Source organism: Mesorhizobium sp. M0618 (assembly GCF_040320765.1).
In the GTDB taxonomy this organism is placed as follows: domain Bacteria; phylum Pseudomonadota; class Alphaproteobacteria; order Rhizobiales; family Rhizobiaceae; genus Mesorhizobium.
Genome location: NZ_JAMYQH010000002.1, coordinates 235,760 through 248,848, shown reverse-complemented (window position 1 = coordinate 248,848; position 13,089 = coordinate 235,760). Strand labels below are relative to the sequence as shown.

Annotated in this window: 11 protein-coding genes; 2 read left to right on the top strand and 9 right to left on the bottom strand. The window is 61.6% G+C overall.

The window, feature by feature from the left end:
* Nucleotides 1–12: 12 nt before the first annotated feature.
* The 5 genes from NKJ04_RS03285 to NKJ04_RS03265 form a co-directional block, all read right to left on the bottom strand.
* Complete coding sequence (locus NKJ04_RS03285; RefSeq protein ID WP_352673507.1) at nt 13–843, bottom strand: dipeptide ABC transporter ATP-binding protein; 831 nt, start codon at nt 841–843, stop codon at nt 13–15.
* Entirely contained in the window at nt 843–1,697 is an 855-nt protein-coding gene (locus NKJ04_RS03280) for an ABC transporter ATP-binding protein (protein WP_352673619.1), read from the bottom strand. Before NKJ04_RS03280 ends, NKJ04_RS03285 begins: the two co-directional genes overlap by 1 nt.
* Before the next feature lie 2 nt (nt 1,698–1,699).
* Nucleotides 1,700–2,554 carry an ABC transporter permease subunit gene (locus tag NKJ04_RS03275; RefSeq protein WP_224618710.1) on the bottom strand — a complete coding sequence of 285 codons (855 nt, stop codon included), beginning with the start codon at nt 2,552–2,554 and terminating at the stop codon, nt 1,700–1,702.
* A gap of 70 nt (nt 2,555–2,624) precedes the next feature.
* Nucleotides 2,625–3,632 (bottom strand): ABC transporter permease subunit, encoded by a 1,008-nt coding sequence (locus tag NKJ04_RS03270; protein ID WP_023811485.1) that lies wholly within the window; start codon nt 3,630–3,632, stop codon nt 2,625–2,627.
* A 50-nt stretch (nt 3,633–3,682) separates the two neighbouring features.
* A complete protein-coding gene (locus NKJ04_RS03265; RefSeq protein WP_027039653.1) occupies nt 3,683–5,275 on the bottom strand; it encodes an ABC transporter substrate-binding protein in 1,593 nt (530 codons plus the stop codon).
* 454 nt (nt 5,276–5,729) lie between these two features.
* Between NKJ04_RS03265 and NKJ04_RS03260 the strand changes: the two genes are divergently transcribed.
* Together NKJ04_RS03260 and NKJ04_RS03255 are read left to right on the top strand one after the other, a co-directional pair.
* Nucleotides 5,730–7,736 carry a long-chain fatty acid--CoA ligase gene (locus NKJ04_RS03260; RefSeq protein WP_352673505.1) on the top strand — a complete coding sequence of 669 codons (2,007 nt, stop codon included), beginning with the start codon at nt 5,730–5,732 and terminating at the stop codon, nt 7,734–7,736.
* Between the two features lie 85 nt (nt 7,737–7,821).
* Nucleotides 7,822–8,490, top strand: a complete 669-nt coding sequence (locus tag NKJ04_RS03255; protein WP_352673503.1) for a class I SAM-dependent methyltransferase — start codon at nt 7,822–7,824, stop codon at nt 8,488–8,490.
* Nucleotides 8,491–8,598: 108 nt separating this feature from the next.
* Here NKJ04_RS03255 and NKJ04_RS03250 read toward each other — a convergent pair whose 3' ends face one another.
* The 4 genes from NKJ04_RS03250 to pgi all read right to left on the bottom strand — a co-directional run bounded on the left by NKJ04_RS03250 (nt 8,599) and on the right by pgi (nt 13,019).
* Nucleotides 8,599–9,687: a DUF4062 domain-containing protein gene (locus NKJ04_RS03250; RefSeq protein ID WP_352673501.1), complete on the bottom strand. Its 1,089-nt coding sequence runs from the start codon at nt 9,685–9,687 to the stop codon at nt 8,599–8,601.
* 1 nt (nt 9,688) lies between these two features.
* Nucleotides 9,689–10,444 (bottom strand): DUF8608 domain-containing protein, encoded by a 756-nt coding sequence (locus tag NKJ04_RS03245; RefSeq protein ID WP_352673499.1) that lies wholly within the window; start codon nt 10,442–10,444, stop codon nt 9,689–9,691.
* 197 nt (nt 10,445–10,641) lie between these two features.
* Nucleotides 10,642–11,364 carry an HAD family hydrolase gene (locus tag NKJ04_RS03240; protein ID WP_352551039.1) on the bottom strand — a complete coding sequence of 241 codons (723 nt, stop codon included), beginning with the start codon at nt 11,362–11,364 and terminating at the stop codon, nt 10,642–10,644.
* 5 nt (nt 11,365–11,369) lie between these two features.
* Complete coding sequence (gene pgi, locus NKJ04_RS03235) at nt 11,370–13,019, bottom strand: glucose-6-phosphate isomerase (protein ID WP_502897884.1); 1,650 nt, start codon at nt 13,017–13,019, stop codon at nt 11,370–11,372.
* Nucleotides 13,020–13,089 lie beyond the last annotated feature (70 nt).

The following is a 13,089-nucleotide window of genomic DNA, read 5'->3' as shown; positions in this document are numbered from 1 at the left end:
GACGCCGCGGCGTCAGGCGGCTTTCTTCTTCGCTAGCCTCGCCTTGATCGAGGCGACGTCGGCGCGCGGGGTCGCCGCGAACAGCGTCCTGGTGTAGCTGTGCTTGGGGTCGGCGAAGACCTCGTCGCGCGAGCCGTATTCGACCGCTTCGCCGAAACACATCACCATCACATCGTCGGCGATGTAGCGCACCACGGACAGATCGTGGCTGATGAAGACATAGGTCAGCTGGAACTCGTCCTGCAGGTCGGCGAGCAGGTTGAGCACCTGTGCCTGCACGGAAAGATCGAGCGCCGAGACCGGCTCGTCCAGCACCAGCAGGCTTGGGTTGAGCATCAGCGCACGGGCAATGGCAATGCGCTGGCGCTGGCCGCCCGAGAACATGTGCGGGTAGCGGTTGTAGTGCTCGTGACCGAGGCCGACCTTCTTCAGCATCTTCATCGCTAGGTCGCGCCGCTCGGCCGCCGGCTTGTCGGTGTTGATCAGCAGGGGCTCGCCCAGCACGTCGCCGATCTTCTGGCGCGGATTGAGCGATCCATAGGGGTTCTGGAAGACGATCTGCACCTTGCGGCGCATCTCTTTGGTCAATCCGCCCTTGGCGATGTCGACCTTGTTGCCGTCGATGAACAGGTCGCCTGACGTCGCCGGATCGATCAGCGTGATGATGCGGGCGAGCGTGGACTTGCCGCAGCCGCTTTCGCCGACGATGGCCAGCGTCTTGCCCTTGTCGACCTTGAACGAGACGCCCTTGACCGCGTGCACTGTGCGCGGCCCGGTGAACAGGCCACCACCGATATGGTAGTCGCGGACGATGTTCTTGCCTTCGAGGACCGTGGTGCTCATCAGGCGGCTCCAACTGCCGAAGGCGCCGGCTCGAACATCATGTCGGAAACGGTAGGCAGCCGGTCGCCGACGGCGTTCTCCGGCAGCGCCGACAAAAGCGCCCGCGTGTAATTGCTCTTCGGCGATTCAAACAGCGACAGCACCTCGGCCTCTTCCATCTTGCGGCCCTTGTACTGGACGATGACACGGTCGGCGGTCTCGGCCACCACGCCCATATTGTGGGTGATCATGATCAGGCCCATACCGTATTTGGCCTGCAGCGAAACCAGCAGATCGAGGATCTGCTTCTGGATGGTGACGTCGAGCGCCGTCGTCGGCTCGTCGGCGATCAGCAGCTTCGGATTGCAGGCGATGGCGATGGCGATCATGACGCGCTGGCATTGGCCGCCCGACATCTGGTGCGGAAACGAGCTAAGCCGTTCTTCCGGATCGGCGATGCCGACCAGCTTCATCAACTCGATGGCCCGCGCGCGCCGCTGAGCGCGATCCATACCCATATGGAAGCGCAGCACCTCCTCGATCTGGAAGCCGACGGTGAAGCACGGATTGAGGCTGGCGATCGGCTCCTGGAAGATCATCGAGATGTCCTTGCCGACGATCTTGCGGCGTTCGGACGGGCTGAGCTTCAGGAGATCGACGCCGTCGAAGGCCATGCGGTCTGCCTTGACGGTTGCGGTGTTGGGCAACAGGCCCATTACCGCGAGCATCGCCACAGACTTGCCGGAACCGGACTCGCCGACGATCGCCAGCACTTCGCGCGGCTCGATCGAGAGGTCGATGCCTTGCACGGCCATGAACGGTCCGGCCGCGGTGTCGAAGGAAACGGTGAGGTTCTTGATCTCGAGCAGAGGCATGCTCACGACCTCTTCAGCTTGGGGTCGAGCGCGTCGCGCAGGCCGTCGCCGATCAGGTTGATGGCGAAGACGGTGATCAGGATGGCGAGACCCGGGAAAGTAACCACCCACCAGGCACGCAGGATGAACTCGCGCGCCTCGGCCAGCATGGTGCCCCACTCCGGCGTCGGCGGCTGCGCGCCCATGCCGAGGAAGCCAAGGGCCGCCGCCTCGAGGATGGCGTTGGAGAAGGACAGCGTCGCCTGCACGATCAACGGCGCGATGCAGTTGGGCAGGATGGTGACCAGCATCAGCCTGAGATGACTGGCGCCGGCGACCTTGGCGGAGACGACATATTCGCGGGTCTTCTCGGCCATCACGGCGGCGCGGGTGAGCCGGGCGAAATGCGGCTGCAGCACGAAGGCGATGGCGATCATGGCGTTGACGAGGCCGGGGCCAAGCACCGCGACCAGCACCAGGGCCAATAGCAGCGACGGGAAGGCCAGGATGATGTCCATGATGCGCATGATCAGCGTGTCGACCCAGCCGCGGCAGTAGCCGGCGAGTAGGCCGAGAATGACGCCTGAAATCAGCGCTGACGTGACGACGACGAAGCCGATGGCGAGCGAGAACCGCGAGCCGTAGATCAGGCGCGACAGCATATCGCGGCCGACAGCGTCGGTGCCGAGCAGGAACTGCGCGTTGCCGCCCTCCTGCCAGGCCGGCGGCGTCAGGAAGAAGTCGCGGAACTGATCGTCCGGCGAATGCGGCGCCAGCAGCGGCGCGAAGATGGCGATCAGGATCAGCAGCGCAAAGACGAAGAGCCCGATCACCGCGCCCTTGTTGACGGAGAAGTAGTGCCAGAACTCGCCGAACATCTGCAGCCTGGCATCCTGCGGCTTGACGACGGTCGCGGCTTCGATGGTGGCTGGGCCTTCATTGCTCATGTCAGTTGGCCCGGATGCGTGGGTTGATGACGGCGTAGAGCACGTCGACGATGAGGTTGACCGACATGACGATCAGCGCGATCAAAAGCAAGCCGCCCTGCACGGTGAAATAGTCGCGCTTGGAGATGGCGTCGATCATCCATTTGCCGATTCCGGGCCAGGAGAAGATGCTCTCGGTCAGGATGGCGCCGGTCAAAAGCGTGCCGACCTGCAGACCGATGGTGGTGACGACCGGGATCAGCGCGTTGCGGAAGGCATGCAGGCCGATGACGCGGCGCGGCGCCAGGCCCTTGGCGCGCGCGGTGCGGACATAGTCCTCACCCAGCACTTCGAGCATCGCCGAGCGTGTCTGCCTGGCGATGACTGCGAGCGGGATAGTGCCGAGCACGATGGTCGGCAAGATCAGGTGCGACAGCGCCGAGCGGAATGCGCCCTTCTGCCCCGAGATCAGCGAATCGATGGTCATGAAGCCGGTCACCGGCTTGAAGAAATAGAGAAGGTCGATGCGGCCGGAAACCGGCGTCCAGTGCAGCGTGCCGGAGAAGACGATGATCAGCAGCAGGCCCCACCAGAAGATCGGCATGGAATAGCCCGCCAGCGCCGTGCCCATCGTCAGCTGATCGAACCAGGAGCCGCGGCGGATGGCGGCGAAGATGCCGGCGGCGACACCCAGGACAACGGCAAAGATCATGGCGAAGATGGCGAGTTCGACCGTTGCCGGGAAGCGCACCAGGAAATCCTTGAGCACCGGCGTCTTGGTTGAAAACGAGGTGCCGAAATCGCCGCTCAGGACATTCGTCAGATAGGTCAGGTATTGTTGCCAAATCGGCAGATCGAAACCGAACTGGTGCATCAGCGCCGTGTGGCGTTCGGGCGACAGGCCGCGTTCGCCCGCAAGCACCAGCACCGGATCACCGGGCAGGATGCGCACGAAGCCAAAGGCGAGGATGGTTATCCCGATGAAGGTCGGGATGATGAGGGCGAGCTTGCCGAGGATATAACGCAGCATGGCGGGCGAGTGGGGGCGTCACCACATGGTGGCGCCCCCGTTTCGCAACCTTATTCGGCGATATCGACGCCGTCGAAGCGGTGGATACCGAGCGGATCCATCGCAAAGCCGGTGACGGTCTTCTGCATCGGCATGAACACCTTGGAGTGAGCGAGCGTCGCCCAGGGTGCCTGTTCCTTGAAGATGACCTGTGCCTGTTCATAGAGCTTGGTGCGCTCGGCCTGGTCCGAAACGGTCTTAGCCTTGTTGATGAGCGCATCGAAGTCCTTGTTGCACCATTCCGCGCGGTTGTTCGAACCGACGGAAGCGCAGCTCAGGAGCACGCCGAGGAAGTTGTCCGGATCGCCATTGTCGCCGGTCCAGCCGACGATGACGGCGCCGTCGTGATCGACCGCGGAAGCGCGCTTAAGGTATTCACCCCAATCGTAGCTGACGATCTCGACGGTGACGCCGACCTTGGCGAAGTCCGCCTGGATCAGCTCGGCGGTGCGACGCGCATTCGGCATGTAGGGGCGCGACACCGGCATGGCCCAGACGTTCATCTTGAGGTCCTTGACGCCGGCTTCTTCAAGCAGCTTCTTGGCTGCATCCGGATCGTAAGGATCGTCCTTCACTTCCTTGTTGTAGGACCACATGGTCGGCGGGATCGGATTGATCGCCACCTGGCCGGCGCCCTGGAAGACGGCATCGATGATGGCCTTCTTGTTGATGGCCATGTTGAGCGCCTTGCGAACGCGCACGTCGTCGAACGGCTTCTGCTGGGTGTTGTACATCAGCGCGCCGACATTGAGGCCTTCCTGCTCCTCGACCTTCAGGTTCGCATCGGCCTGCAGGCCGGCGATGTCGGCCGGTGCCGGGTACGACATGATGTTGCATTCGCCGGCCTTGAGCTTCTGCGCGCGCACCGCCGGATCGGTGGTGATGGCGAAGACCAGATCGTCGATCTTCTGCTTGCCGCCCCAATAGTCCGGGTTGGCCTTGTAGCGGATGGCGGCGTCGGTCTGGTAGTCGACGAAGATGAACGGGCCGGTGCCGATCGGCTTCTGGTTGAACAGCTCAGGCGTCTTGTCGGCCTGCAGCTTGTCGGCATATTCCTTGGAGACGACCGAGGCGAAATCCATGCCCAGCGTCGGAATGAAGGTGATCGCCGGCTCCTTGAGGGTGAACTTCACCGTCAGGTCATCGACCTTCTCGACCTTGGTGATGTTGTCGCCGAACTGGTCATTGTAATACTGGTAGGCGATGCCCGGAATGTACTGGAACCAGGGGCCATTCTTGTCGACCTGACGCTCGAACGAGAACACCACGTCGTCGGCGTTGAAGTCGCGCGTCGGGGTGAAATAGTCGGTCGCGGCGAACTTGACGCCCTTGCGCAGCTTGAAGACATATTCCTTGCCATCGTCGGAGATCGTCCAGCTCTCGGCCAGGCCCGGCGAGGTCGTCGTCTTGCCGTGATCGAATTCGACAAGGCGGTTGAAGACGGTGCGCGATGACGCGTCGAACGTCTGGCCTGCGGTATACGGCGCCGGGTCGAAACCTTCCGGCGAAGCTTCCGCGCAGTAGACCAGAGTTTTCGCATTGGCCATGCCGCCCAGGACGCTTGCAGCCAGCAACGCGGCTGCAAAAGTCAGCTTCTTATTCATTGAGCACTCCCTGATGTTCTTCCAAGCCCCTCTATCAGGCTCGCGAAGCGCGCATATAAGCACCGTTTTTCCGGCTTTGGAACACCCCGTTTGCTTACCCCGCGGGAAGCAGGAAAAAAATCCGCTATTTTGCCAAATTGCAGAAAGAATTAGCAGTTTCTTTCAGTCACGAGATTATTAACAACCGAATTTTTTTATTGATCGCCAAGCTGACGATATAAATGTTCCCCGCGCTTCCGAGCGGCCGAGGGATGCGCCATGACACCGCCTGGGAGCGCTGGCGGCGGCAAAGACTTTCGACGGCAAATCTTTCGCCATGTTGCCGCAAGGGCAAGACTTGCACGGTCACCAACGGAGGCAATACATAGGGTGTAGCGGCCGCAGCGGAGGGCGTCCTTGTCAATTCAGGGGCGAGCGCGGCGCGGATGAACAAGACTTGTCCAGGGAGGAACGGGTGGCAAAAGCATCAAGGACGACGACGCCGGTGAAAGCGGGAGCCAAGGCGCCGTCGAAAGCAGCCGGTACTGCCAAGCCTAAAACACCCGTTGCCAAAGCCGCCACGCCGAAGGCGGCCGCGGCGCCTGTAAGGGCAAACACCAAGCCGGCGGTGAAAGCCCCGGCCAAGGCTGCCGCCGGAAAGACGGCGCCGGGGAATAAAGCGGGGGCGGCAAAGCCCGCTGCCAGGCCGGCGTCGAAGGCCGCGGCGGCGGTGAAGACCCCACCAGCGGCAAAGCCGGCCGACGCCACCGCCAACCGATTGCCGAAAGCGCTGACGGCACTGGCCGCCGGCTTGCCGGAAAAGCCTTGGCTCAAGAGCTATCCGAAAAACGTGCAGGCGGAGATCGGTGCCCTGCCCTACAGCTCGATCGGCGATTTCCTCGTCGCCGCCTGCAAGCAGTTTTCCGCGCAGCCGGCCTTCACCTGCATGGACAAGTCCATCAGCTACACCGATGTCGAGCGGCTGTCGGCGGCCTTCGGCGCCTACCTGCAATCGAAGGGCCTGCAGAAAGGCGCGCGCGTCGCGCTGATGATGCCGAACGTGCTGCAATATCCGGTGGCGATGATGGCCGTCTTGCGCGCCGGCTATGTCGTGGTGAACATCAATCCGCTCTACACGCCGCGCGAGCTCGAACATCAGCTGAAGGATTCCGGTGCGCAAGCCATCGTCATCCTGGAGAACTTCGCCAACACCTTGCAGGCGGTAATCGCCAGGACCGCGGTCAAGCATGTGGTGGTCGCCGCGATGGGCGACATGCTCGGCGGCCTGAAGGGCACCATCGTCAATTTCGTCGTGCGCCGCGTGAAGAAGATGGTGCCGGCATGGTCGCTGCCCGGCCATGTCAAGTTCAATGCCTCAATGAAGGCCGGCGCCGGCATGGGCTTCAAGCCGGCCAATGTGGCAGCCGGCGATGTCGCCTTCCTGCAATATACGGGCGGCACCACGGGCGTGTCGAAGGGCGCCACACTGCTGCACAGAAACGTGCTCGCCAACGTCGCGCAGAACGCGCAGTGGATGGAGGACGCCTACACGATCAAGCCGAAACCGGCGCACCCCAACTTTATCTGCGCGCTGCCGCTCTATCATATTTTCGCGCTGACGGTGAACGCGCTGATGGGCATGCAGCAGGGCGCCCGCAATGTGCTCATTCCCAATCCGCGCGACATTCCCGGCTTCGTCAAGGAACTGCAGAAATATCCGGTGCACATCTTTCCCGGCCTCAACACGCTGTTCAACGCGCTGCTCAACAACGAGGATTTCCGCAAGCTCGACTTCAAGCCGCTGGTGCTGACGCTTGGCGGCGGCATGGCGGTGCAGAAGGGCGTCGCCGAGCGCTGGAAGGCGCTGACCGGTTGTTCGGTCACCGAAGGCTACGGCCTCTCGGAAACTTCGCCGGTGGCCACCGCCAACAAGTTCACCGCCGGCGACTTCACCGGCACGATAGGCTTGCCGCTGCCCTCGACCGAGATCGCCATCCGCGACGACGACGGCAACAATTTGCCGCTCGGCGAGGTCGGCGAGGTCTGCATCCGGGGGCCGCAAGTGATGGCGGGCTACTGGAACCGGCCCGATGAGACCGCCAAGGTGATGACCAAGGACGGCTACTTCAAATCCGGCGACATGGGCTTCATGGACGAACGCGGCTACACCAAGATCGTCGACCGCAAGAAGGACATGATCCTTGTTTCGGGCTTCAACGTCTATCCCAACGAGCTCGAGGAAGTCGTGGCGATGCATCCGGGCGTGCTCGAAGTGGCGGCGGTCGGCGTGCCGGACGAGCATTCGGGCGAGGTGCCGAAACTGTTCGTGGTCAAGAAGGATCCGGCGCTGACCGCCGAGGCACTGACCGCCTTTTGCCGCGAGAACCTGACCGGCTACAAGCGGCCCAGATACATCGAATTCCGAACCGAACTGCCGAAGACACCGGTCGGCAAGATCCTGCGCCGAGCGTTGCGGGAATAGACGCGATTTGAAGGATGGCCCTGGCAATGGCGGGTTCGCGGACGATGGCCGACGTCCCGACGCGGCCACGTTCATCAAAGCGAATATGCGCCTTGTGCCTGTTCCGGCACTTCCCCAAATCCTGCTCTACACGGCCCATCCTGCAAGCGGTCTCAGGCGGCTGGCCGAGTGGCGTGACCATGGCGTCGAGCCGGAAGACAGCATCGAGGCCGACGAGGACGTGCCCGAAGCGCAGCCGCCCTACTGGGCCTATGCCTGGGCCGGCGGCGCGGTGCTTGCCCGCTTCATACTCGACCGACCGCAGACGGTAGCCGGGCAGCGCGTGCTCGACCTCGGCGCCGGTTCAGGCCTCGTCGGTATCGCCGCCGCCAAGGCTGGCGCCCGCGCGGTGCTTGCGGCCGAGATCGACCGTAACGGCGTTGCAGCGATCGGCCTCAATGCCGCCGCCAACGGCGTCACGATCACCGTTGTCGACAAGGATATCACCACTGGCCCGCCACCGGCCGTCGACCTTGTGCTCGCAGGCGATGTTTTTTACGGCCATGAGGTTGCCTTACGCGTTACTCCATTTCTCGACCGCTGCCTGGCCGCCGGCATCGAGGTTCTGGTCGGCGATCCCCGTCGCACCGATCTGCCGCTGTCACGGCTGCGGTTGCTCGCCGAGTACCAGGTGCCGGATTTCGGCGACGCGAAGGGTGTCGCGACTAAACCGAGCGGGGTGTTTTCCTTTGAAGCGGTTGACCGCTGTCGCTGAGATCAAAACCCAGTCACTCGGAATGACCGAGTTCGACCCCATTGCGGTCGCCAGCGCGACGCTTCCGAAATGACCAGCCCGTAGCTGCCGTAGCCCGACGCGGGGCAGCTAGAAGGGTATTTCGTCGCTCAAGTCCGACGCCGTGGGGGTCACCGCGATCTTTCCTCTAAATACCTTGAATGCAAACGGGCTGCCGCCCGCTATACTGTGACGCCTAGCCACCCTCCGCGCTGTCTCGGTGAACGCCTGTTCCGCCCCTACCGCGTTCATTAGTCCGGCTTCGATATAATAGCTCATGAGGCGGTCCAACGTCGATTTGCTGATTTTGAACGCCTTTGAGGTATCAACCGACTCCACCACACCTGCGATGGCAGACCCTATTTCAACACAAGATTCGTCATCCTCGATGTAATAGGAGTATTCGTTGTTCCAGTCACTCGTACTCCATTGAAGGTTGTTGAAAAATATAGGAAAAGTGGAAATCCATGTGGTGTGAACGGATGCAGTGCTGCCGTACGGAGAGCCGTAACCCCGCCCGCGGGTATTCGGCAAAAGATCAATAGTAATTGGATCGTCCGCCGCCGGGATCGGGGGTAGCGCAAGTGCTATTTCCAAACTGCCAATTGCATCACGAAACTTGACGTTTTCTTTGCGGACTTCGTTTAGCTCTTCCAGAGCTTCCATACTGGCAACGGCGTCACCCCGTACCCAGCCCACGGCCGGTTTCGTTGCCTTGGCATGTTCCAGTGCCTCGCGGACAGCGAGCTTTAGGCCATCTGCGGTTATCCAAGTCTTCCGTAGGCGGTTTGTTTCAACTGCCGCAACGAATGCATCTAGGCGCTTTTTGCCCTCCACCGAACCTTCACTCTTCTTTGCCGAAATGCTGCCCCGATCGCCGTGCAGCATCACCAGAATCGGAATGCCCTTGGATACCGCATAGCAATATTCCTTTTCGGTGTAGCTCAAGCCGTCTTCGGCGGGGGTTCCATAGCGACCCGCGACGATCAGCACATAATAATCGCACTTGTCTATTAGCGCCTTAATAAACTCAAACTGATCCTCGTCGGCGGCAGGGAAAGACTCCATCTGTACAGGAAAATCACCTGCGCTGATCACCACATCCTGAACCGCCTGCCGTTCGGCCTTGAGGTCCTCAAAGGTCGAGCTGATAAAGACGGAATATCGCTTGTCGTGCATGTCAGGGTTTCTTCGCCTTGATCTCGTCGCGAATGCTTTGCGCCAGATCTTTCATTTTCTTCGCGTTATTCTCGAACAGCTCTTTTAAAACATGAGAGTATATTTCCAAGGAACCAAAGTAATGTTGTGGTTTCACCGAATCGCCATGCGATCCGAGATTTCCAACTTCCTTAAGCGCAAAGCAAAGCTCAGCATGGTCCTTGTCCGATGCCGACCATGATTCCAACCTGGTATGTAGGGCGATATAAACGGTTTCGCCTTTGCCGTTCTTTTTGTGACTTGGAATTTTGAGTTCGTCCAGCAATGCCTCAAGGCTTGCTCGCAACGCGTTTGCCGCCGCAGCGGTATCGACCCAGTATAGTGAAAAGCTCTTTTCCAGACATTCCGCTACTTTCGCGGGTGTGTCTGCTGGGATATGACATAACCGTGGGGCTGGAAAAAATGACCTAATAGAGAAGTGATCGTAATATTCAGGCTGCCCGTCATCGCCATATCTTTGATCGACAGATCCGGCTCCCGACACAAAAGCCAACTCGCCGCAATCCTTCTTCGTGCAGACACATGTGACGGTGAAGCGGTAAGTAATCCAGTCAGGGTCCCACGCCTCATGCGAATGAGCGCTCCGTGAGTATGCAGGCTCTGTTGATTTGAACGTGTCCTGATCCGGTACAAGAAAGCCCACGCCGCATTGGCGGCATAGGTACTCAAAATCCGGCGCGTCTGAAAAATACTTCGGAGCGGAAACCGATAGTGTCATGGTTGTCCTCGTCGTGGAGTATGGCTCAGTGTGGATTGATCAGACAAAAGTTTCAACGCCCGCGATGGGGCGCACAGACCCAAGAGTCCGCTTTTTTCGCTTAGCTGCTGTTAACTATTTACAACCGGTGCGACCGCTTTCCACCAATCTCAGCCGTTGGCGGGAAAGTCCAAGTTGATTTGCCGAGCCTAGCCCGGTCAGATCGTCTCCTTGACCCGTGCCGAGAGGAAGTCGGGCAGATCGGCAACCGAATCAAGAACAATGTCGGCAATCCCGGCCAGCGATTCGCGGGTGCCGGTGCCGGAGAGCACGCCGACCGCCAGCCCGCAGCCGCCGGCCCGCGCCATTTCGAGATCATGGCGGTTGTCGCCGACCATGGCGATCTCCGCCGGCTTCAGCCCAGTGAGATCGCTGAAGGCCAGGATGGTGTCGGGCGCCGGCTTCGGATTGGCCACCGCGTCGTAGCCATAGGCCGCGTCGAACAATTGGGCGACGCCGAGCGTGACAAGCGTCTTTTCCGCGCCGCTGGTCGAATCGTTGGTGGCGACGCCAAGCCGGTAGGACTTCCTGTGCAGTGCCGTCAGCGTGTCGACGATGCCCGGCAGCGCCACGGCCATCGCCGAGCCTTGCACCGAGGTGATCTCGTTGAAGCGGGCGACCGCCAGCATCTGGTCCTCGTTGGACAGGCGCGGAAACCACAATTCGACGACGTCGAGATTGGTGCCGGAGGCAAATATCGAGTCAGGCTTAAAGCGCTTGTTGGCGAAATCGAAGCCGGCGGCGGCCAGCAGCCTGTCGGCTTTCCAGCGATCGCCTTCGGACGCATCCATGGCCATGAAGTCGGCAACGCCGAGCCAGGTGGCGTTGAAGTCGACAAGCGTGCCGTCCTTGTCGAACAATATTCCCTTGATGTCTGCCAAGCTTTTCACTCCGAGCCACGCAAATGGTGGATGAATCCCACGAGGCCAGCGGTCGATGCGTCCCGCTTGGCGGCACTTTCCTTGCCCTCCACGACAGGCAGAAGGCCGGTGGCCAGTTCCTTGCCGAGTTCGACGCCCCACTGGTCGAAGGAGTTGATGTTGAACAGCGTGCCCTCGACGAAGACGCGGTGCTCGTAGAGCGCGATCAGCCGGCCGAAGGTTCGCGGGTCGAGTTTGCGGTAGAGGATGGTGACCGAGGGGCGATTGCCGGAGAAGACGCGGTGCGGGGCTATCTTGTCGACCTCGGCCGGCTTCATGCCCTTGGCCAGCATCTGGGCGCGGGCTTCGTCCAGCGTGCGGCCCTTCATCAGCGCTTCCGACTGCGCCAGGCAGTTGGCGAGCAGCAGATCGTGCTGATGCTTGAGATCGGGCTCGTGGCCGACGGCGGCGGCGAGGAACTCGACCGGGATGAAATCGGTGCCCTGGTGCAGCAGCTGGAAGAAGGCATGCTGGCCGTTGGTGCCGGGCTCACCCCAGACCAGCGGTCCGGTCGGCGTCGTCACCTCTGTGCCTTCGAGGGTGACGCTCTTGCCGTTCGATTCCATGTCGAGCTGCTGCAGATATGCCGGCAGCCTGGACAGGCGCTGGTCGTAAGGGATGACGGCGCGCGCCGGGTAACCGCAGATCACGCGATGCCACCAGCCGACCAATCCAAGCAGCGCCGGCAGGTTCTCCTGCACCGGCGCGGTGCGGAAATGCTCGTCCATCTCATGCGCGCCGTCGAGGAAGGCGCGAAAATTCCGCGGGCCGACAGCGATCATCACCGGCAGGCCGATGGCGCCCCAGAGCGAATAGCGGCCGCCGACCCAGTCCCAGAAGCCGAAGACGCGATCGGGCGCGATGCCGAACTTGGCGACCAGATCGAGCGCGGTGGACACGGCGGCGAAGTGCTTGCCGACCGCTTCCTTGCCGAGCGCCTTCTGCACCCAATCGCGCGCCGTCTGCGCATTGGTCATCGTCTCGACGGTGGTGAAGGTCTTGGAAGCGATGACGAAAAGCGTGGTCTCGGCGGACAGCCCCTTCAGCGTGTCGTGGATATGGGCGCCATCGATGTTGGAGACGTAGTGGGCGCGCGGCCCGTCATGATAGGGCGCCAGCGCCAGCGTCGCCATGGCCGGGCCGAGATCGGAACCGCCGATGCCGATGTTGACGATGTCGGTGATCTTCTTGCCGGTGGCGCCGGCCGCCTTGCCCGAGCGCACGGCATCGGCAAAGGCGCCCATGGCGTCGAGCACGGCGATGACGTCGGCCTTGACGTCCTGGCCATCGACGGTGACGCCCTTGCCGGTCAGGTTGCGCAGCGCCGTGTGCAGCACGGCACGGTCCTCGGTGACGTTGATCTTCTTGCCGGCGAACATGGCGGCGCGACGACCTTCGAGATCGGCGGCCAGGGCGAGCTTTTCCAGCAGTTCCATGGCGGTCGCATCGACCGCGCATTTCGACCAGTCGAGCAGCAGATCGCCATCGGTGGCGGAGAATTCCACGAACCGCTTGGGATCGGCGGCGAAGGCCTGGCGCATGCTGGCGGGCGCTGCCGCGCGGTGATCGCGCAAGGCGGCGAGCTGTTTTTGAAAGGACGATTGATCCACTGCCAAACTCCGAGACCTCGAGCCATCATTACGGACCGGATGTTTCCGGCGCGTGTCGTCGCGACAATCTATCGGG

Bases quoted from the DNA above. Each gene is read 5' to 3' on its own strand.
- NKJ04_RS03285 (WP_352673507.1), bottom strand. From the start codon at position 843: ATGAGCACCACGGTCCTCGAAGGCAAGAACATCGTCCGCGACTACCAT.
- NKJ04_RS03250 (WP_352673501.1), bottom strand. From the start codon at position 9,687: ATGCACGACAAGCGATATTCCGTCTTTATCAGCTCGACCTTTGAGGAC.
- NKJ04_RS03275 (WP_224618710.1), bottom strand. From the start codon at position 2,554: ATGTTCGGCGAGTTCTGGCACTACTTCTCCGTCAACAAGGGCGCGGTG.
- NKJ04_RS03255 (WP_352673503.1), top strand. From the start codon at position 7,822: ATGCGCCTTGTGCCTGTTCCGGCACTTCCCCAAATCCTGCTCTACACG.
- NKJ04_RS03265 (WP_027039653.1), bottom strand. From the start codon at position 5,275: ATGAATAAGAAGCTGACTTTTGCAGCCGCGTTGCTGGCTGCAAGCGTC.
- NKJ04_RS03280 (WP_352673619.1), bottom strand. From the start codon at position 1,697: ATGCCTCTGCTCGAGATCAAGAACCTCACCGTTTCCTTCGACACCGCG.
- NKJ04_RS03270 (WP_023811485.1), bottom strand. From the start codon at position 3,632: ATGCTGCGTTATATCCTCGGCAAGCTCGCCCTCATCATCCCGACCTTC.
- NKJ04_RS03245 (WP_352673499.1), bottom strand. From the start codon at position 10,444: ATGACACTATCGGTTTCCGCTCCGAAGTATTTTTCAGACGCGCCGGAT.